The 20,872-nt window shown below is 41.9% G+C and carries 17 protein-coding genes, 1 pseudogene and 1 riboswitch; of the genes and pseudogenes, 4 read left to right on the top strand and 14 right to left on the bottom strand.

Features of this window, described 5'->3' with window-relative positions; genetic code table 11:
• From B9A32_RS21200 to B9A32_RS19415, 12 genes and pseudogenes are all read right to left on the bottom strand, one after another.
• Nucleotides 1–338, bottom strand: a pseudogene (locus B9A32_RS21200) (IS4 family transposase); the annotation flags it as partial.
• Nucleotides 339–1,011: 673 nt separating this feature from the next.
• On the bottom strand, nt 1,012–4,218 hold the full coding sequence (locus B9A32_RS19465) for a winged helix-turn-helix domain-containing protein (protein WP_084071635.1): 3,207 nt from the start codon (nt 4,216–4,218) through the stop codon (nt 1,012–1,014).
• Between the two features lie 294 nt (nt 4,219–4,512).
• Nucleotides 4,513–5,160, bottom strand: coding sequence for a PAQR family membrane homeostasis protein TrhA (trhA, locus tag B9A32_RS19460; RefSeq protein WP_084071634.1), 648 nt, complete (start codon nt 5,158–5,160; stop codon nt 4,513–4,515).
• 71 nt (nt 5,161–5,231) lie between these two features.
• A complete protein-coding gene (locus B9A32_RS19455) occupies nt 5,232–5,960 on the bottom strand; it encodes an amino acid ABC transporter ATP-binding protein (RefSeq protein WP_084071638.1) in 729 nt (242 codons plus the stop codon).
• Between the two features lie 25 nt (nt 5,961–5,985).
• Complete coding sequence (locus B9A32_RS19450) at nt 5,986–6,657, bottom strand: amino acid ABC transporter permease (RefSeq protein ID WP_139795899.1); 672 nt, start codon at nt 6,655–6,657, stop codon at nt 5,986–5,988.
• A gap of 277 nt (nt 6,658–6,934) precedes the next feature.
• Entirely contained in the window at nt 6,935–7,696 is a 762-nt protein-coding gene (locus B9A32_RS19445; protein ID WP_084071633.1) for a transporter substrate-binding domain-containing protein, read from the bottom strand.
• Between the two features lie 213 nt (nt 7,697–7,909).
• Nucleotides 7,910–8,518 carry a PqiC family protein gene (locus tag B9A32_RS19440; protein ID WP_212638029.1) on the bottom strand — a complete coding sequence of 203 codons (609 nt, stop codon included), beginning with the start codon at nt 8,516–8,518 and terminating at the stop codon, nt 7,910–7,912.
• Between the two features lie 11 nt (nt 8,519–8,529).
• Nucleotides 8,530–10,167, bottom strand: a complete 1,638-nt coding sequence (locus tag B9A32_RS19435) for a PqiB family protein (RefSeq protein WP_084071631.1) — start codon at nt 10,165–10,167, stop codon at nt 8,530–8,532.
• Complete coding sequence (locus tag B9A32_RS19430) at nt 10,160–10,810, bottom strand: paraquat-inducible protein A (protein ID WP_084071636.1); 651 nt, start codon at nt 10,808–10,810, stop codon at nt 10,160–10,162. Before B9A32_RS19430 ends, B9A32_RS19435 begins: the two co-directional genes overlap by 8 nt.
• Nucleotides 10,807–11,403: a paraquat-inducible protein A gene (locus B9A32_RS19425; protein ID WP_084071630.1), complete on the bottom strand. Its 597-nt coding sequence runs from the start codon at nt 11,401–11,403 to the stop codon at nt 10,807–10,809. The genes B9A32_RS19430 and B9A32_RS19425 overlap by 4 nt, the downstream gene beginning before the upstream one ends.
• Before the next feature lie 86 nt (nt 11,404–11,489).
• Nucleotides 11,490–12,050: a UbiX family flavin prenyltransferase gene (locus B9A32_RS19420; RefSeq protein WP_084071629.1), complete on the bottom strand. Its 561-nt coding sequence runs from the start codon at nt 12,048–12,050 to the stop codon at nt 11,490–11,492.
• Nucleotides 12,051–12,472: 422 nt separating this feature from the next.
• On the bottom strand, nt 12,473–13,840 hold the full coding sequence (locus B9A32_RS19415) for a voltage-gated chloride channel family protein (RefSeq protein ID WP_084071628.1): 1,368 nt from the start codon (nt 13,838–13,840) through the stop codon (nt 12,473–12,475).
• Between the two features lie 263 nt (nt 13,841–14,103).
• A riboswitch (Fluoride riboswitch) is annotated at nt 14,104–14,165 on the bottom strand.
• 238 nt (nt 14,166–14,403) lie between these two features.
• Here B9A32_RS19415 and B9A32_RS19410 point away from each other — a divergent pair.
• Both B9A32_RS19410 and B9A32_RS21435 read left to right on the top strand, forming a co-directional pair.
• The gene (locus B9A32_RS19410) at nt 14,404–15,387 is read left to right on the top strand and encodes a rhomboid family intramembrane serine protease (protein ID WP_084071627.1); all 984 of its coding nucleotides are present in this window, start codon (nt 14,404–14,406) and stop codon (nt 15,385–15,387) included.
• Between the two features lie 210 nt (nt 15,388–15,597).
• Nucleotides 15,598–15,768, top strand: a complete 171-nt coding sequence (locus B9A32_RS21435; RefSeq protein WP_170923915.1) for a hypothetical protein — start codon at nt 15,598–15,600, stop codon at nt 15,766–15,768.
• Nucleotides 15,769–15,831: 63 nt separating this feature from the next.
• On the opposite strand, the gene B9A32_RS19405 is transcribed toward B9A32_RS21435, so the two are convergent.
• Entirely contained in the window at nt 15,832–16,770 is a 939-nt protein-coding gene (locus B9A32_RS19405; RefSeq protein ID WP_084071626.1) for a hydroxymethylglutaryl-CoA lyase, read from the bottom strand.
• Nucleotides 16,771–17,057: 287 nt separating this feature from the next.
• The gene (mepA, locus tag B9A32_RS19400; protein ID WP_232367244.1) at nt 17,058–17,852 is read right to left on the bottom strand and encodes a penicillin-insensitive murein endopeptidase; all 795 of its coding nucleotides are present in this window, start codon (nt 17,850–17,852) and stop codon (nt 17,058–17,060) included.
• Nucleotides 17,853–18,437: 585 nt separating this feature from the next.
• On the opposite strand from mepA, the gene B9A32_RS19395 reads away from it, so the two are divergent.
• Together B9A32_RS19395 and B9A32_RS19390 are read left to right on the top strand one after the other, a co-directional pair.
• Entirely contained in the window at nt 18,438–19,250 is an 813-nt protein-coding gene (locus B9A32_RS19395) for an MBL fold metallo-hydrolase (protein ID WP_084071624.1), read from the top strand.
• Between the two features lie 658 nt (nt 19,251–19,908).
• Nucleotides 19,909–20,760, top strand: coding sequence for a protein phosphatase 2C domain-containing protein (locus B9A32_RS19390; RefSeq protein ID WP_084071623.1), 852 nt, complete (start codon nt 19,909–19,911; stop codon nt 20,758–20,760).
• The last annotated feature ends 112 nt before the right edge of the window (nt 20,761–20,872 follow it).

The following is a 20,872-nucleotide window of genomic DNA, read 5'->3' as shown; positions in this document are numbered from 1 at the left end:
CAAAGTTCCTCAAAGACATATTGAAGTTGTTCGAGTCCTCGATCATTAATGGCTTCACAAAAACTGCTGAGACTGATACCACCATCAGGCGCTATGTTATTTTTGGCAAAATCATCTTCTTTCATGCACTGGACAAGATCTCTTGCAGACTCATGCTCTTGAAGGTGATAGAATAATAAAGCATTGAGTTGGTCTTCAAACGTCATTTTCAATGGCCGATACCCCCTTGAATTAAGCGCAGGGGTAGTGAGCAGAATTTTTTGTAGAGGTAGCAGATATTGTATAAAGGATTCAGCATCAAATTTGATCTTTTGTTTTTTGCATTGGGTTATGGGCATTAACTTCTCCTTGTTATAGAATCAATTACAACAAGACAAAAGCAATGCTTAGGTAGCTCTTATTTTTTAATAAATCAAGTGTTTTATATTCTTTTTTAAGCATGCAAAAACCTAACCGGACATCACTGGCTCCGAATAGTAAAATGCTCCTGTGGCTATTATAGCCAACAAGCTGACAATCCAAATCCAATAATTTTTGTTTCCCTTCAGTGCAAATTCAAGCATATTACATTTTCCCCTGTTTCTATTGTTTTAGAAAAAAAATAAAAACGACTAAAATCTCACATAAACCATAACAAATCAGGGGAAATATATGACATGGCACTAAATTTTGACTAAATTCAACATTTCCTCAAAATTTAAAGTCAATTTAAAATTAGAATTTCAAAATAATGTGCTCTAATCTAATACCCTCCAAATATCTATATATACAATGCAGTATAGATTAAAACCTCAACTTTCGGGCTTCATTTCAAAGCCGGCATTTTTAAATGTACCGATGAGGGCAGTGTGCCGACGGGGTCATGCCGACGGGGTCAGGCTTTTGTTATTGATGTTATCGACCAAGGCCTTTGCCAACGAAAAAAGCCTCGATAATATCAATAACGAAAGCCTGACCCCACCACGAAATGCGAACACCGAAAGTTGAGTTAAAACAAAATTGGCAAAAATATTAAATTGAATTACTTTTTTGAAACAATTTGCAATATAATTTTGTAATGTCGGAACGAACAGGGCAATCCATCTGAGCCGCCATTTTTTTATAAATAAGGTAGATTTCTTGAGTTTTAGACAGACGACCTGATTGGGCATAAAAGCTCATCAATTGCTTATATGCGTTTTCATCAAAAGGTTCTGTGGCTAAAATTTTTCTGGTAAAAAAAATGGCCTTTTCAATTTGTTTTTCCCTTTGATAAAGGGAAACAATTTCCCAAAGTATCTTCAAATATCCGGCAGTAAACCATTCTCTTTTTACAATGCACCACTCTTCATAAGGATTTTCTTCAAGAAAAGCCCCTTGATATAACGATTGAGCGGATAACAGGGTTCCAAGCTTTTTATGAGGGGTATCTTTTTTCGTCTTAACAGCCAGAATTGTATTTGAAAAATCCTCGGTATCAATGCAGATTCTTGCCCCCTGACAAAGGCGGTATTGATCTTTTTTGCGTTCAATGTAAGCAGATGCTGATTTGGGTGAGAGTTGTGGTTCCAATGTTTTTCTCAATGAACTCATGGCCACATTGAAACGGCTGCCGGTTTTTTGTATATCTTCCTCCGGCCAGAGTAGTTCAATTAGTACTTCCCGGGGGATAAACCCCTTGTGCCTGTTGGCTGCAAGATATTTAAAAATCATCAATGCTTTTGAACTTTTCCATCTGGATAAAGGAAGTTTTTGATCGTCCATGGTCACATTGAATTTACCCAACAAGGTGATTTTGAGTTGTGGTGGCTCTTTTTCCAATTCTTTTTCAAAAAGCGTTTTTACATAACAACCTATTTTATCTCTAAAAATTGTATTTTGAGGTAAAATATCCTTCAAAAAAGGGAGCAACCATTTTATTTCTTTTTTAACAAATTGTTCATAGCGGTTGGCCTCAGATAATAACAACGCACAGGACAATTGTGTAATTGCCTCACTGGAGTTGCCCATTTTAATGTAAACGTTCGCGGTCAACAGATGATTATTAAAGCGATGAAAAGTTGCTCCGTCAAGTTTTTCCCCGGCATTTTTCAGGCAGGCCAAAGCCTGTGAAAATTTTTGCTCAATCATCAAAAGAGCGGCATGGCTGTTTCCAAGTATACCTTCGGTCAAAATCAGCCCGTAGCCATCTATGATCTCCATGGCCCTGTTTAATATCTGCCGGGCGGATTGGATTTTTCCCTGGATCATATAAACCTGGCACAAACATTCCCAGGCATTGGCCATACCCCAGCGATTACCCGGATCTTCAAACAGTTCAATACTGTTATCAATTAACTCAATGGCCTGATCCAGTTTACCAAGCCCCATGCAGTTCTGTGCCCAGGCAAGAAAATTCCAACCCTTCCGGCTATCTGAAAGAGATATTTTTTCACAGGTTTCAATCCCTTTTCTGGCAAAGGCAATACCTTCATTAAATGTTCCCAAAAAGAAACAGGTAGCACTGAGTTGATAATAAACAAGGGGTAAACAAGGATCAATATTTAGGGCCAGCACAGATTTAAGCAATTTTTTATTTTCCAGCTGTGCCTGTTCAAAATTTCCGTTGATATAAAGCGTATAAGTATGGGAGGTATTAATCAACGCACGGGATATTTTTCGTTCTAAATCAGGCAATTGCTCTATTACTTCAAAAAATATTTTGTAATATTTTTTTGCTGTTTCAAATTCCCCCAGAACAGATGATAAAAAAGTGAGATAGGTCATGGCGATGCTATATGTTGTGGAGGGTTTCTCCACTTGATCAATCACCTGTTCCATCAAAAGTTTAGCCTCTTTAACGTATCCTGTAAAATAATATTGAGAACCCAGCTCAATCAGACATTTTACCATGTCTTGTTTGGATGCCTGTCTGTTAAACAGCTGATGTGCCCGGATAAGTATTTCAACGGCTTTTCCAGGATTGCCGAAATAGGTAAGCAGTTTAGCCTGGGCCAGCAATAACTGCGGATTTTGTTCAATGATTGATGGGGGTATTTTCTTCAGACACCTTTCCAAGAAAATTGTCTTTCCCTCCAATAAAAATTCCATTTCATGGCTTTCAATCAGGCGAATGGCTTCATTAAAAGCATTGCCTTCGATAAAATGGTCCATGGCTTGAAATACATCCTCATTTTCCACCTCCCTGGCAATTGTGCAATGCAGATGATGAATTTCTGATTCTGAAAACGTTTTTTTAAGCTGGGATATTAAAAATTCTTTGAACAGATGATGTAAATAGAAAATTGTTTCTGATTCATCCACCGGAAAGATCATTAAATGATCTGCAATCATTTTTTTTATTATGCTTCCGGCATCATTAACATTAAAAAATTTGCGGCAGGTGTGGATGTCAATTCTGTCCAGAAGGGCGGCTTTCATCATAAAATTTTTAATACGCTCCGGCTGGGGATCAAAAATATTTTCTTCCAGGTAAGAAAAAATATACCGGGGTGTCTGTTTAAATAATTCAAGACAGTTGGTTATGGCTTCAGGTGTTTTTTTATGAAATGTATAACGTAAAAGAACCAGACTGGCGGCCCAACCACCGGTACTTGAACAAATATCCTCTATATAAGAGTCCGTCTGTAAAAGCGTACCTGAAAAAAAGCGTTTAATTTCACTGCTTGTAAAAGAAAGATTTTTTTCGCCGATTTCAATAAGCTGTTCTTTTGCGCAAAGTGATGACAATCGAAGGGGTAAACGCCTTCGACCAATGATTACCATCTGAATATGATCCGGAAGGCGGTCAATAATAAACTCAACGGCATGGTTGATTTTAGAATTATCCTGGACCAAATGATAATCATCCAAAATAAGGACACAATCATGCTTTACCCTTTTTTCCAGAAAAGCAAGCCATTCAATAAGAGTATCCGTATGTTTTTGCAATTTTTTTTTGGGAATGGTATTGGGGCTATTATTTTCTGTGGAATCGGAAAAATGATGTTGGACAGCAGCATACAGATAAGAAATAAACACAAAGAAATCATTATCCTGTCTGTCCAGTAAATACCATATGGAAATAACATCCAGGGCCTCCATGGCATCTATTACAAGGGTGGTTTTTCCATACCCTGCCCCGGCAGTCACTGCAATGAGTTTGTATTTATTAATATTTACAAAGCGTTCAACCAATCGTTCCCGGTGAAGGGTATTGTACCGCTTGGGTGTCTGAAGCTTTGACTGTAATATGACCATGATGTTATTTTACGCCTTTGAATTTCTTTGATAAAAGATTCAATTTCGTGGTGGGGTCAGGCTTTCGTTATTGACATTATCGAGGCTTTTTTCGTTGGCAAAGGCCTTGGTCGATAACACCAATAACAAAAGCCTGACCCCGTCGGCACACTGAGCCCATCGGTACATTTAAAAATGCTGGCTTTGAAATGAAGCCCGAAAGTTGAGTTTATATGAAATACTCCGCAAATCAGGGATGTATTTCAAGTTTTGTTGTGGGCAGAACCGGATCAGAATAAGGTCTGCCCGTGGCAGTTATTTAAAAAAACAAAAAACCGCCCAGAAATGGCAAAAACTGCCGGACAAAACAAATAAATGCCAGATTCCGTGAAATCCAAAAGTGTCAGGCCGGGGATTTGGGCGTTTCAGACCATATATTAAGGCGCCACCGCTATAAAATAAGCCTCCAAGCCCAAGCCAGATCAAAGATGACAGGTTCAAGGCCATAACAAGGGGATACACCGCCACCACAAAAATCCACCCCATGATCAAATATATGGCGGTGGATATCCATCGGGGGACATTAAAGCAGAACAGTTTTAAAAAGATACCGGCCAGGGCAATGGTCCAGGCAGTGATCAAAAGACTCCATCCCCAGGGCCCCCTCAGGGGCACAAGGCAAAAAGGAGTGTAGGTACCGGCGATGAGCATGAAAATAGTGATATGATCAATTTTGCGCATGATGGCAATGCCCTTTTGAGACAATCGCAATCCATGGTAAAGAGTGCTTGAAGTGTACATCAAAACAAGTGTGGCCCCAAAAATAGAAAAAGAAACAACATGCCACACATCAGCCTTGATTGCTGCAAATACCACCAGCAGGGTAAGTCCTGCGATGGAAGCAATGGCCCCTGCCATGTGGGAAAGGGCGTTAAACGGTTCTCTCAATATCGGAAATGCCATGGAGTGCCTCCAGGTAAAATCAAAATTTACTAAATATTTTTTTTCATTTTGGCGTGGTTAAGAAGCCAACTTCAATGTTCTGCCACCTTCCCCAGAAAATCCTGCAGTCGCTTATTCTTAGGACTGGAAAAAAACTGTTCAGGACAATTATCTTCCTGAATAATGCCCTGGTCAATGAAAATAACCCGGTCAGCCACATCCCTGGCAAACCCCATTTCATGGGTGACCACCACCATGGTCATGCCCTCTGCTGCCAGCTGTTTCATGACTTCCAGTACTTCACCCACAAGTTCCGGGTCCAGGGCGGATGTGGGTTCGTCAAAAAGAATGACCTTGGGTTTCAAAGACAAAGAGCGGGCAATGGCCACCCGTTGTTTCTGTCCTCCGGAGAGCTGTTCCGGATAATTTTTCGCTTTATCTGCCAGTCCCACTTTTTTCAATAAAGAGTGTCCCAGTTCCTCGGCATCGGTTTTGCCCATGTTTCTAACTTTAATGGGCCCCAGGGTCACATTATCCAGCACCGTCATATGGGGAAAGAGGTTGAACTGCTGGAATACCATTCCAGCTTCGGTGCGAACATGGTTAATATCTGTTTCAGGAGCCATAATGTCTTTTCCATCCACGATAATATGACCGGATGTGGGGGTTTCCAGACGATTGATACAACGAAGTACCGTGGATTTTCCAGAGCCGGACGGACCAATAATACAGACCACCTCACCGGATTTTATTTCAAGATCAATTCCCTTGATCACCTCCAGCTGGTCATAACTTTTATGAAGATTGATAATTTTAATCATTTCCATGTGGTATATTTCCCCGGCGTTAGCGTTTTGTTTTCATTTCAAGATGATTTTCCAGTATGCGAAGCCCCCTGGCAATGGACAATGTCATAACCAGATAGACCACGGCCACAGCAAGATACACTTCAAAGGCTTTATAACTTACCGCCACAATTTCCTGGCCGGTGCGCAACAGTTCCCCCACACCAATGACCATCAAAAGAGAGGTGTCCTTGAGACTGATGATAAATTGATTACCCAGGGGGGGAATCATGCGTTTAAATGCCTGGGGCCATATGATGTACAGCATTGTTTTACCCCGGGTTAAACCAATGGAACGACCGGCTTCAGCCTGTCCCGGATCTATGGACTGCACCGATCCCCGGACAATTTCGGCAATGTAGGCACCGGAATTAACAGCAATAATAATGATACCGGCGGTGAGGGGGGGAATTCTCAGGCCCAGCGCCATGGGCAGACCATAATAGAGAAACATGGCCTGAACCAGCATGGGGGTACCCCGAATGGCTTCAATGTATATAATGGCAAGGGTTCTTGGGATGGCATGTCGGGCAAGTTTCATCAATCCAAAAAAGGCACCAAGCAAAAACCCGGCACCAAGCCCGCCAAGGGTGATGATAATGGTAAACTTTAATCCCCGCATGAGCATGGGAATGGTTTCAAAAAAAACAGGCCAGTCAAACTGAAATTCCACGTTGCCTCCTTAAAACCTGTTTTCAAATAGATGAATCAGCTGCAATCTCATGGGAACGGCCCAATTTCCTAAATTATCGATTAATAGTTCGGCTATTAACAAAAAATTTGGAAAATAGGTTCTCTCTTTCATGAAATCTCAGTTTGATTCCCTGATTTTTAAACACGCTCTTATGAAAAAAAATCTGGGCAGTTGATGACAACTGCCCAGGAGAAAAATTGGAGAAATCAGATGGAATTCCATCCGAAAAGATTAAAAAATCCTGACACCCCGAGTACTATTTGGGTTCAGTATTAAACCATTTTATATAAAGATCTCGGTAGGCACCGCTCTCTTTCAGGCTTTTCAAAGCCGCATTTACCTTGATTACAAGGGGACTTCCCTTGGGAAAACCAATACCATAAAAAGAGCCTGTGGCTGCGTCCAAACCATAAAGGGGCCCCACAACCTTAACTTTTTCTTTACCCACTTCACGCATGTAATGGGCAATAACCGGAGAGTCAAACATCACGGCATCCACCCCACCCATCATCAATTCCATAAACATGGCATCATTGTTGGGATAAAGCTTTATTTCCTTTGCCTTTGCATTCTCTTTCAGAAAAGATTCGCTGGTGGTGCCAAGTTTTGTGGCAACCAGTTTACCTTCCAGATCTTCAATACCGGCAATGTCATTGGTGGAGGATTTCACCAGAAGGAGAAGCCCGGCTTTGTAATATGGTTCAGAAAAATCAATGACTTTGGCCCGTTCAGGTTTAATACCCATGCCGGCGATGCCCACATCTATCTGCCCGGACTGCAATCCCGGGATAATACCGTTGAAATCCATGGGTTGAAGGTCATATTCAATGCCCACTTCTTTGGCAATGGCATCCCAAAGTTCCACATCAAAACCGGTGTGTTCGCCGGTTTTAGGATCTTTAAACTCAAAGGGCGGAAAATTAGTGTCTGTGGCCACGGTGATCTTTTTGGCGAATCCTGTGGCTGCAAAACAGCACATCATCATCAGGGAGAGTAAAAGGGCTGTGATTTTTTTCATGGAATGTCTCCTGTTTTATAAAATAATAGATGAATTTTTCCGAACCATGAAATTTAAAACATAAAAAGGCAAGATACATGGTGATGATCTTTCAGAGGGTTGTTTTACAAAACAATCCATGATCCAGAAAAAAGTATAATACACTTTTAATATGAGCCCCGGATTGTGTCAATATTATCCGAAATTTTCGCAGGAGATAAGACTCAATCTTTATTAAGTTCCGTCCATGACGGTTATTTTATCGGTAATCTTAACACTTAAAGTTTTTAATGCATCACTTTTCGCCTTAACCAGGGCGTTGTAATCTTCCCCTGATATGGGTTGTTCAATGATAGATCTTTTAATTTCGCTTTTTTCATTTCCCGGTTCCCCTTGTTTTATCTCCCATATACTGTTCAACAAAACAGTATCTCCCAGGCGCCCGTCAAACTGAATAACATCCAGAGTCACTCTGTATCTGGGTTTAAAGGAAGGGGACCAGGGATATTTAAAAATTTGATTTGATCCGGTAATTATTGATATATTTTGAACCAGTACATTTAAAAAATCCTGTTTTAAATCCCCTCCCCATCGATGAAATTCCGATAAATCCAGCCTGTTTGCCGATGGCCGGGTGACGATCTGGGGACGTTGAAGTGTTCGGGGAAAATGTATGGGACCAATGCCGATACTGACATTTTCAAGTCTCCCTTGCCCCCCGGACGTATTTTGGGGAACGGCAATGGGTGTCAGCGCATAAAATGAAACCGACGGGGTTTTACCCTGACAACCCATGGCATTTATACAAAAAAGCAATATAAATACCACTAAGCGTATGTGCATGAATTTTTTTTTCATTTTTTATCGCCCTTTCCATAAATTAAAGCATCGGGATGACGTTCCAGATAATCCGTCAACATCCTCATTGATTGTGCGGCTGCGGCAAGTTCGTTTAACGCATTTCTTGCATCCTGATTCAAGGCAGAGTCTGAACCCACAAGATGTTCCACTGCAGCCAGGGATTTTTTTGCCTGTTTCAAGGTTGTTTGAACCTGCTTCAAGGTTAAACCAAGCTCCGGAGTGACTGTCCGGTTTATCTGTTTTAATACAATATCGCCCTGTTTAACGGTTCTATTTAAATTCTTAACCACCATGCGAAGATCGTGTGCCATCTCTTCAAAGGGTATTTTACCCATGCGATTGAGCAATTTATTAAAAACCGCAAATGCTTCCTCCAGCGTTGCCGGTATGGTGGGTAACTGGGGCGTTTTCCCCTCCCAAATAATCTTTTGCTCCGGTTCCCTGGGATGAAAATCAAGATTAACAAAAAGTTGACCGGTTAAAATATTACCGGGTTTGAGTTGGGCTCTGAATCCTTTTGCCACAAGCGTATTAAATAATTTTTTCATTTTTGCATCATCAAAGGTGGTGTTATCCGGCAAAAATTGATGAAGCTGTGTTTCAATGAGAACAGATATTAAAATTTCCCCGGAATTTAATTTAAAGACGGTGTCAATATCCAGGACCTCCCCCACATGAATACCCCTGAATTCCACCGGAGCCCCTTTGGTAAGACCCCTGACAGAGCCTTTAAACACCAGAAGCCATTGATATTTTTTCATGATGTCTTTTTTCATGGCATCGCCATGGCTATCAAAAAGAGTGAATATATCATTGTTTTCAGCCACAGGATTATTTCTTGAATCCATGAGATTATCAAAGGCAATTCCTCCGATTATCAAACTGACCATGGACTGGGTATCAATGGTGAGGCCATTGGCATTAATGGAAACATCAAGGCCGCTGGCGTTCCAGAATCGTGTATTTTTTTTAATGTACCGATGGTGGGGGGCATCAATGAATATTTTTATGGAAAGATGTTTTCCGTCATCATCCATCAAATATCCTTCCACTTGTCCCACTTGAATTTGTCTATAAAAAACAGGGGAGCCAATATCCAGAGAGCCCAGTCTTTCAGCCTTTAGAATGAAATGACCGCCCGGTTTATTCATGGTTACCACCGGGGGAGTATCCAATCCTTTGAACGTGCTTGACGGCATACCGTTATGCACCGGATCAACGGCAATATAAGCACCGGCAAACAAGGTTCCCAGACCGGATATCTGTCCGGCCTTTAACCGGGCACGCACCACCCAGAATCTTGTCTTTTCAGTTAAGTAAGACTCGGTATCCTTATCCATTTGTGCCATGACAATCACATGGCCTAAATCTGCATCCAGTTTGATGGATTCCACCTGGCCAATGACAACATTTTTATATTTTATCTTTGTTTTCCCTGCTTCCAGGCCTTCGGCATTATCAAATATAATGGAAATAACAGGACCTTTTTCCCATATGGATTTATATACCAGCCATCCGCCAATGACAGCTGCAATCAGGGGCAGAATCCATATCATGGAAAAATGATTTTTCTTGCGGATTAACGGTTCAGGTATACTTGTATCCGGGGGAGTAATGCTTTGCTCATTCATGATATTCCTTGATGTTATCCCATATCAGTCTTGGGTCAAAACTCATGGCGGCAAAAATGGTGACCACAACAACCGCTCCAAAATAAACCGCTGCCGGTCCTGTTTTAAAATCTACCAATACCCCAAGTTTTATTAATGCCGCAATAATGGTGATTACAAAGATATCCACCATGGACCACCGCCCCACAGCTTCAACCATGCGATAAAGGCGGGTTTTATCCAGGGGACGTCTGGATGATTTTTTCTGCACAGAAATAAGTAAATAAATCAAAACAAGTATTTTCAATACCGGAACAAAAATGCTGGCTGTGAAGATAATCAAACCAATGGGCCATGATCCGGATTCAATGAAATAAATAACCCCGCTTATGATGGTATCTTCATGGCTGTTTCCCATGGTGGTACTGATGGATATGGGCAGCACATTGGCTGGAATATACAAGATAAGCGCGGTGATAACAAGTGCCCATGTCCGGGAGATGCTGTTGGGTTTTCTCCGGTGTATCCGGCTGCCGCACCGGGGACATGCCATGGCAGAAGGATTGTTCAATGGGGATATATGACAAACCAGATGACAGTTGTGGCAGCTTATCATGCCTGCTTGCCTGGCTGTTAATTGTTCAGGTGATCCGGGCATGCTCATGCTTTTTCCCATATGGAATGAAAATCCATGGCAGATGCAGCCCCGGTCACCACAAAGATAAGGGCAAAAAACGAATAAAGTGAGGGACCGGGAATAACGCTCACCATTTTAACCAGTTTAATCACAGAAACCAATATCCCCAGCATAAAAACATCCATCATTCCCCAGGGTTTTATTTTTTGTATAAATTTAATAATCAGCGACATATGCCACGGTTTTTTATAAAACTTTAACGGCAAAAGCAGATAGAGCCTTGACAGGATTTCAAAGCCGGGAAACAGTATTGCTGTGAACAAAACAAGCAATGCAATTTCCCAGAAACCTTGATCGTATAAGTTTCTTACCCCGCCCATTAATGTGGTTGCCCGGCAAATACCTTCTGTTTTTATTTCAATAAGGGGGTATGCATTGGATATAAAAAAAAGAATTAAAGCTGTAATGTTAAGGGCAAGACTTCTATTCAGACTGTCTTTTTTATGGCTCAATAAAACAGCATGGCAGCGACGGCAAAGTGCTGTGGATCCTTCAGGAAGGGATTCAATGCGATGTAAAAGATCACACTCGTGGCAGGCTATGATTATCTTTTTTTTCATTATAACGGACACCTCCTGTGGGACACAACCAATATAGGGTCGTAGACGCGGAGCCAAATGATATTATACCGCAAAATGTTATAACATCATGCCCCCCACCTGCGAAATAGATTATGTTCAATTTTCAGTAAGTCAAAGGCCTTACCGACGCTTTGACGGATCAAGTCTTCAATGTTTTCCGGTTGATGATAAAATGCCGGCACAGGGGGTAAAATAATGGCTCCCAAATCTGCTGCCCGGGACATGAGATCCAGATGCCCTTTGTGTAAAGGGGTTTCACGCACCATGAGTACCAGAGGTCTTTTTTCCTTTAATGTAACGTCCGCCGCACGCACAAGAAGATTGCTGTTATATGAATTTGCAATGGCAGATAGGGTTTTAATGGTACAGGGTGCCACCAGCATTCCCCGGGTAAGAAAAGAGCCACTGGCCACGGCTGCTGTCATATCTTCGGGTTCATAAACAATGGTGGCCATTTTTCTTACCTGTTGTACCGAATAATTCGTTTCAATTTCAATATTTGTTTTCCCGGCATGGCTCAAAATAAGATGTGTTTCCATACCCATCCGGCATAAGGCTTTAAGGGTCTCAATACCGTATATGACGCCACTTGCACCACTTATGCCGATAACCACAGGTAACGCCATTTTTATTCAGTCTCCCGCAACACTTAATTTTGAGTGATTTAATTTTATTTTTTTTACCTGAAGCATCTTAATGATAAATCGTGTCATGGTCAACAAGGCTTGCAGTACAGAGTGGACAGGAGCCATAAAAAATATGTTTATAACTCTATTTTTATAAACATATTATGAACATTTTTATATTCACATAATATTTGTAATATTTTCTATTTCCCTTCCAGGTAATACATTGTCAAATTTCATATCTGTTTTGAATTTGGAAAAGGTTTTAATAATTAATACCTTCGCCAATTATATTTCTGATCAGTTTTTCAGCCATATAGTGTGCTTGTTAAATAACAAACACACTATATATTAAGTCATAAATTTCAGATCAAAGCACATTCTAAAAATTGGCGAAGGTATTGATAATGAGTGTATTTTAATTATTTGCATCCATTTCTGCGCTGAAAAATCAGATGCAAGGGACGTTTGTTTTCTCGTGCCGCACGGAGTGAACTATAAGAACACTTGATATCTTGGCATTTGGCAGATTCCATTTTTTGGGAAAGATAAATGCCGGAATGTCCGCTGAAAAGATAGGCAAAGAAACAAGTAATGGAAAAATATGGCAAGCATTGCGCACCAAACAATTCCACACCCATAATGGTGCACGCCAGCGGAGTATTTGTGGCACCGGCAAAAACACCAATAAACCCAAGTCCCGCCATTAAATCAACAGGAAGACCAAACAAACTTGCCAACGCAGCACCAAGCGTTGCTCCCACAAAAAAGAGCGGAGTGACTTCACCTCCCTTAAAGCCACTGCTTAGCGTAATGGCAGTAAGCAACAATTTCCAAAACCAGCTCCATGCGGTAATACCATCACCCTTGAAGGCGTTAACGATGGAGGCACCGGTTCCATCCGCTGTGAGAACACCGATTCCCAGATAGTCACGGGTTCCGAGCAGATAGGAAATTCCCAACACCAAAGCTGAGCCGATAATGGGACGCACCCAGTAAGTGGGAACATATTTGGTAAATAAGTGGCTGAGCGTGTGGGTAAGTTCGGCAAATAGATATCCTGCCAAACCAAAGAAAATCGAAGCAAGCGCAACCTTGCCCGATATCAGCGGGGTAATTTTTGCGACGGCATCATCCAGATGTAATGCTGCTGCGATAATGGAATAATGGGTGTGATGAATACCCCACATTGAGCAAGCCAAATCTCCAAACATACTTGCCATTAAACAGGGAATAAGGGCCTCATAGCGCATACGACCAAGGGTCAGTACTTCCAGGGCAAAAATAGCTCCGGTAAGAGGAGTACCGAATACAGCGCCAAAACCGGCAGCAATACCGCAAGTTAAAAAGATACGGGTGTCCGGTTTATTTAACTTGAACAGATCTCCCAGTGCCTGCGCAATACTGCCGCCCATCTGCACAGCCGTCCCCTCGCGTCCGGCGGACCCACCAAATAAGTGCGTTGCCACAGTGGCAAACAACACCAATGGAGACATGCGCTTGGGAATACCGCCACCGGGTTCATGAATCTGTTCCATTACCAGGTTGTTACCGCCTGCCGAATTTTTTCCCCATTTGGCGTACACAACAACAATGGCTATGCCTGCCAAAGGTAAAAAATATACAAGCCACGGCAATTGCCATCGGATTACGGTGGCTTGATGCAGCAACCATAAGAAAAATGCCACAGCAGAGCCCACAGCAGCTCCCAAGACTGCGGTAATGAATAGCCATTTAACAACAAAACGGCCCAATACAATGTGTTCTGAAGTATCCCAACGTAAAGACATATTATTTCTCCACACGGCTGCTGGAAAGGCCGCAACCGCAAATTTTATTACAATTCACCTAAAATTCGTCTCCCTGAAAAAGTCCTGAACGGACCAGACATCAAGGTTGCTCATCCAGGGCATTTCCATCTTTAACAATTATAATAAACGGTAAGGATTCAGCCGCAGAAAGAAATAAAAAAGGCCACGTATGAGACGCAGCCTGTAAATATAACCGCCTGCCCCGATATCCTTGCCCGGACACCTTTCATAAAAGAAAAGTATCTCAACCAGGAGTTATCAGCTTTACAAGCGGTTAAAGGGAAACCCCATTCCCTGAGCAGTTTTTACCATAATCTTCCATTTGGAATAATCTGATCATGAATAATTCAACCCAATATGTATTATTTAATACACCATAGTATTAAGGTGGGTTAATTATTCCTTCATAGATAATTTGTCAACACAAAAAAATATTATCCTGACCTGGACAAGCCAGAAGCAAAAATGATAGTGCATTTCCCAGGGCGGCCTTAATTGTAAATATTGATCTGCCACAACAAAGCTTGGAAAAATGTTTAGAAATGAGCTTCAACTTAAAAAAACAATATTCCCTTGAAACTGCGTTGTCCGATCTGGACAAAGATGCCGCTGATGCCACAGCCCTGGTACTTATGTCCCAGAATATCAAAGTGGCATGGCAGACAAAAGGCGGAAAAATACATCTAATCATAGATGTAAACGATGAACACCGTGCCTGGATGGCTCTAAATAGGTTCTACGACGAGAACAACATTATTGCGGTGGGTGGATGGAATATCGATGGATCACGGGCAGCTCCCCCCGGACCAATGTCTTCCTTTCCATCCATTAATTGGAAAGGAAAACTGACAGCCGTTGGGGCTGTCCTGTTGCTTTGTGCCATTCACGGCATTTCTCTTTACCTTGACAACCATCAGCACTTAATCCGCACCCACGGCACATCGGCCCTCTATATTCTACAGGGCCAATATGGCAGGATCATCACAGCCTTGCTGCTCCATGCCGATGGTGTACATCTTGTTGGAAACTGTGCTGCCCTGCTGGTGCTGGGCAGTGTGATCTGTAGTATTGCCGGACCCGGTCGCGGACTTTTTCTCATCTTCAGTTCCGGTGCTGCCGGTAATCTGCTCAATGCATTTATGCAACGTCAGGTCCATCTTTCCATTGGTGCGTCCACTGCGGTCATGGGAGCGGTGGGTATTTTAACGGCATGGCAGATAAAAAATAAAATTCAGACCACCATTACGCCCCGTTATCGCATGGATATCTCTCCGTCAGCACTGTTTCCCCTGGGGGCGGGTGCCGCCCTGGTGGGGATGTTCAGCGGCGGTGAAAATACCGATGTCTCAGCCCATGCATTTGGATTTATGGCGGGCATTGTGATCACTTTTTTATTTGCTTTTGCATCTTCCCGGTTAAGGAAACATATGACATTTCGAAAAATAGATGTATCTATTTCATATATTGATACGTTTTTTTTCATGATAACAGCGATAAGTATTTTTCTGGCCTGGATTACAAGATAGAAGTGCTTTAATACGGCCTTGACTTTGGGGCCACTCTTGAACAATCCGTTATAATGCATATATTTTCCATCATAAAAATGCCTCACCTGCTCAACTCCATTAATCTGGTGAAGTGGCTTACGAGAATGGATCTTTACATAAAAATCAGAAAAAAACGAACCTGCGGCAAAACAATGCGATAAATATTAAATCCAAACAAAGGAGCATGAAATGGACTACGAAGTCATAAATATAAAATTAGAGGATGAATTTAAAATTTGTATCTCTTGTGGCTATGCGGATGGCTTTCATACCATGCTGAAGAAAGAGGATGATATCACCAAATGGCTTTTTATTTGCCCCTCATGCCATAGTATTTTTGACATTAATCATACTTTGTAAGAAAATCACCAACACGTTTCACATTACTTGAATTCACGAAATTCCGGGGAACAATTCAATCCCCTACGATGATATCTTTTTGCCACAGCATTTTTTATTATTAAAAAATTCACAGGTTGAACAGGCCAGAGACTCAGGTGCTGGAAGGGCCGGGTCGTGTTTCTGTAAATATGGGTCCAGACACCTTCGGGCATTGATAATTCCTTTAACGGAAACGTTTACGGTTTCGCTGGCCCTGATCAATGCCTGTGCAACAGCTTCTGTGGCCACATTTCCGGTGGCCCCGGGTGCAAAGGGGCATCCGCCGAGCCCGCCGGCACTGGCATCGACCACCCGGATACCGTAAGAAACAGATTGAAGAACATTGGCGATGCCTCTGCCATAGGTATCATGGAAATGTACCGCAATATTTTCAACAGGTACCTTTGCCAGCAAAACATCCATAAGTTTTTTTACCTCTTCGGGAGTTGCCTTGCCAATGGTATCTGAAATGGACACTTCATTGATACCCATATCCATCAGGCGCTGTGTCAGTACCACAACGGCCTCAGGGTTAATTTTACCCTCAAACGGGCACCAGAATGCAGTTGAAATATATCCCCGGACAGGCAGACCCTGTTTTACAGCTCGCTTAACAACAGGTTGAAAGCGATCCAGGGAGCCATCCACAGTGGTATTGATGTTTTTTTGATTAAAGGTTTCACTGGCAGCTGTAAATACAGATATTTTTTCGACATCAGCGTCAACTGCACGATCAAATCCCTTAATGTTAGGAACAAGTGCCGAATAAATAATTCCTTTTTTTCGACGGATATTTTTAAAAACAGTACCGGCATCCCTGAGCTGGGGTACCATCTTTGAAGACACAAATGCGCTGACCTCTATTTCACTGACACCTGTGTCGGACAAAGCATTCACAAAGGCAACTTTGGCATCCACCGGAACCGTTGCGGTTTCGTTTTGCAATCCATCTCTTGGGCCGACTTCTACAATTTTTATCATTGACACACCCTCCATTAATCGGGGTTGATCATAAGCTGGGTCACTATACATGAGATAATATTTTATTAGCTATAAGGGGTTGTAATTAAAGGCATTAATTTTTACCGCCAAAATTTTATCACAAAATGGCCGACGTTATGACCAAGCCCCATTAATCACTTCTTTATACTCGGACATAACTATGTAAATAACAGTTAATAGGAACATTTTCAGGTTAAAAAAACATTCCTTTCCAGACACAGAGTTCACAATAAAAATAAATTTTCCCACATCTGCTTTTTCTATTTTTAAATTCCCAATAATTTAAGACATTGTGGCGGTAAAGAGGGCTTTTGGGGAGTTTTGCTTCCTTTTGTTTTTTTTCTGAAAGTCTGCTGTGCTTCATCAGAAAACCACCAATTCAGATCCTCCCCACAACCCGTTTTCAATGGTGGTTCAGGCTGGGATACACAGTGGGGTGAGTCGCCCGGACAAGCCAGGCGGATATGAAAATGTTGGTAATGCCCCCACCAGGGACGAATTTTATGCAGCCATTTTTCACCAGCAAATTGTCGACACAAGGCACGTTTAATAAGGGGATGGACAAAAATACGTTCCACCCGGGTAAAGCTTGCTGCCGCTCGGATGACCTCTCCGTGCCGGGGATGCCATTTCCGGAGATCAAGGTCTGTGAATGTTTTGTTTAAAACTGATTGCGGTTTGAATTTTTCACGCTGGGTTTCATTGAGGAACAGATCTCCTTTTAATCCGATTCCCATGAGCATGATATCCGCATCCAAACCGTTTTGGTGACTGGCATGCCCGTTGGGCATGGGGCCTCCTGTTTTTTGGCTTAAATCCCCGATATATAGTATTCCCCAATCATTAGCGAATACTTGTTGTCCCAGATCCTCAATCAAACTGATCAGGGTGGGATGACCGAAATAACGTTGCCGTTTGAGGCGAACTACCTGATATCCCCGGCCTTGTGCTGGAAGGACAGTTGCATTGCAGATGCAGCCGGCGGTGTAGGTACCATAAATTTCGACTGGCTCGGCGGCCAGATCGGCTCCCCAAAGGTTTGTGAATAAACCCAGTGACACGGCGGCCAATAGAAAAGTTTTCAAAACAAATCCACTCCTTTTAAATTACGTCGACCTGAAAAGGCGATTTTAATCCACAAGTTAATCTCTTGCCACACGAATAATTTTGAATGCTTTGTCAAGAATCTGTCAAGACTGTTTGCAAAAGCATATATATTTTTTTAAAATGATTGTTTCATGAGAGCATGATATCATTACTATTTTCTTTTCAAAAGAGGGAATTACTCTGAACTATGATGGGCTTGCTGATAACGTGGATCATTTTGTAATAAAACCTTATGGTGGTCCAGCTGATGAGCCCTTCCTTGGAATGCTTATAGAATGCTTAATTTTGAGTTTGATGCCGGGTCACGGGATCAGTTGGAAACTAAGGATCGCAGATGAAAATAACTTGAACAGAAATAACGCAGACCAATTTATAAAATCGGGTGGTTCATCTACAACAAGGCGCATTAAAAATTTAATAGCTCAGCCCTATTTGACCTTTAATGCAATGCAGTAGATGGGCCAAAAGGCAAATTATTTCGCTCAACTTATAAAATTTTCGATCCGAAATCATTAAAGATAAAAACAGCCAGAGGAACCATGAGATTTTGTAAAACATACGATTTTGATCATGGAATCAAAGCCCTTCAGCTGGGATGGTCCCTTGCGGGGCCTCCCATGATGACCGTTTATTGCTATTTGTTTGGCGAAACAATGGTGGACACAGGCCAATCCCATATGAAAAAAGAGGCACTGGCCCTGGCCGGTTCCCATGGGGTCAAACAAATTTTTCTCACCCATCACCATGAAGATCATTCCGGAAATGCTGCAGCCATTCACAGCGCCCAGGGGGCCACAGTGTATGGCCATGCCCTGACCCAGACAAAATTAAGGACTCCCTATGACATTTTGCCCTATCAGAAATATGTTTGGGGCAAGACCACACCGGTGTCGGTAAACGCCCTGGCAGCCAAGATAGATACCTCCCTTGGTTGCATGATGCCGGTACATACCCCGGGCCATTCAAAAGATCATACTGTCTATTTTTTGCCGGAACAGGGAATTATTTTTTCAGGTGACCTGTATCTGGGGGATAGAATTAAATTTTTTAGATCAGATGAAGATGTGGGCACCCAGATTGCTTCATTGAAAAAAGTGGCAGCCATGGATTTTGATACGGTGCTGTGTGCCCATAATCCTTGTTTGAAAAATGGGAAAAAACATATTCTTACGAAATTAGATTTTCTTGAAAATTTATACGGAGATATCGTTTTTCTGTGGGAAAAAGGTATTTCGGAACGGCAGATTTTCAAAAAGTTAAAACTCAGGGAAGCCCGGTTCATCAAATACGTCTGCTGTGGTAATGTCAGTATGCTCAATGGTGTTCGATCTGTGATCCACAATATAGGATAAAGCAAAATCAACTGTTATTCGGTTTATCTGTTTTTTTAAATAATAATTCTTTTTAATAATTTATAATAAGACGTGTTGATAAGCTTATAAAATATATAAACCCATGATATTACAAGCATAATGGATTAATTAAATTTGCTTGAAATGATATTATTTGATGTTTACAACGAGTGGGTTTTGTATTGGTTTGTGAAAATGTGTTTATAACTTTATGTTTATAAACATTTTATAAACATTATAATAACAATAATCGGGCGTAAATATTCGGGCAGCACCCCATCTTCGCTTAGTTGGGTAATAGTATGCTACGCAGTCCCAGCTAAGTGAAAATGGGGCACCGGCCAAATATTTACAATCGGGCTTGCTCGCAACATGGGGATGCACCTCTCAAGAAAGGGCTCTTCATGGTCATTGATAATTCTAATTTAGATACAAAAGCCCATAGAAATTATCATTTTGACTTGTTTTGATCCGTTTTTATAATTTTAGATGATTAAGGAATGCGTCCGAAATAACTTAAGCTGAAAGGACGGAGGCTCCGCCCGCCCCATAACCTGCGGGCATGGGCACGAAATGTTCGCACTTCGGCATATATAAAACGGGCAGTTTATTTAAGACCGATTCCTGAATGTCTTTATCTGAATGAAAACGGAGAAAAATGGATACCCAGTGCATACTTGAAAAAGGAACGGCAAACATAAATGAAGATTGTCTGGTAATGAAGGATAATATCTTCGGAGTATTTGACGGGGCAACCAGCCTCACGGCTCAGACCTTTGTTCATGGAAAAACAGGCGGCAACATTGCGGCACAAACAGCGGGTTCTGTTTTCAGTCGCAATCATTATCCTTTAACACACCTTGCCTGCCAGGCAAACAGAGAAATTATGGGAAAAATGCTCCAGAACGGGGTCAATATATCCAAAAAAGAAAATCTCTGGAGTACAACGGCGGCTGTGGTCCGGGTAAAAAAAGAAAGTCTGGAATGGGTCCAGATCGGCGATGCCGTGATTATTTTGATTTACGAAGATGGTTCCCACAAGGTTCTGGCAAATCAGGAGGACCATGACTATGAAACCTTGACCCTGTGGAAGGACTTGGTGTCTGCCCGGGTGGATAACGTTGACAGTTTAACCGATGACAGTACAAATACCTGCCTGTTGGGCCTTAAAAAAGCATTGTTCCCCCAGATTAAAAAGGTCAGGCTGGGCATGAACATTGATTATGGAGTGCTGAACGGTGATCCCCGGGCAGAAAATTTTTTTAATCAAGGCACGGAATCTTTAAACAGGGTCACTGATATTCTTTTGTTTACAGACGGCCTGTTCATCCCTGAACAGGTTCCTGAAAAACGAAAAGATTACACCCCTCTGGTAAAGGCATATTTTTCAGTGGGCCTTAACGGGGTAAAGGATATGGTGCGGCAAAAGGAAGATACAGACCCTCTTTGTCTGGCATATCCCCGTTTTAAGTGCCATGACGATATTGCTGCCATTGCCATTAAAATGTAAAATCGGTTTTAAGTTGTTTTTTTTAGTAGAAAATAAAACTTCCGGGCAACCTCATCAGAGCCGCCCCTCCGATGGGCAATAGGAACCGGACAATCGAGCTGTCTACAGTTCC

Source organism: Desulfocicer vacuolatum DSM 3385 (assembly GCF_900176365.1).
GTDB lineage: Bacteria > Desulfobacterota > Desulfobacteria > Desulfobacterales > Desulfobacteraceae > Desulfocicer > Desulfocicer vacuolatum.
This window is presented reverse-complemented; position numbering and strand designations above follow the sequence as displayed.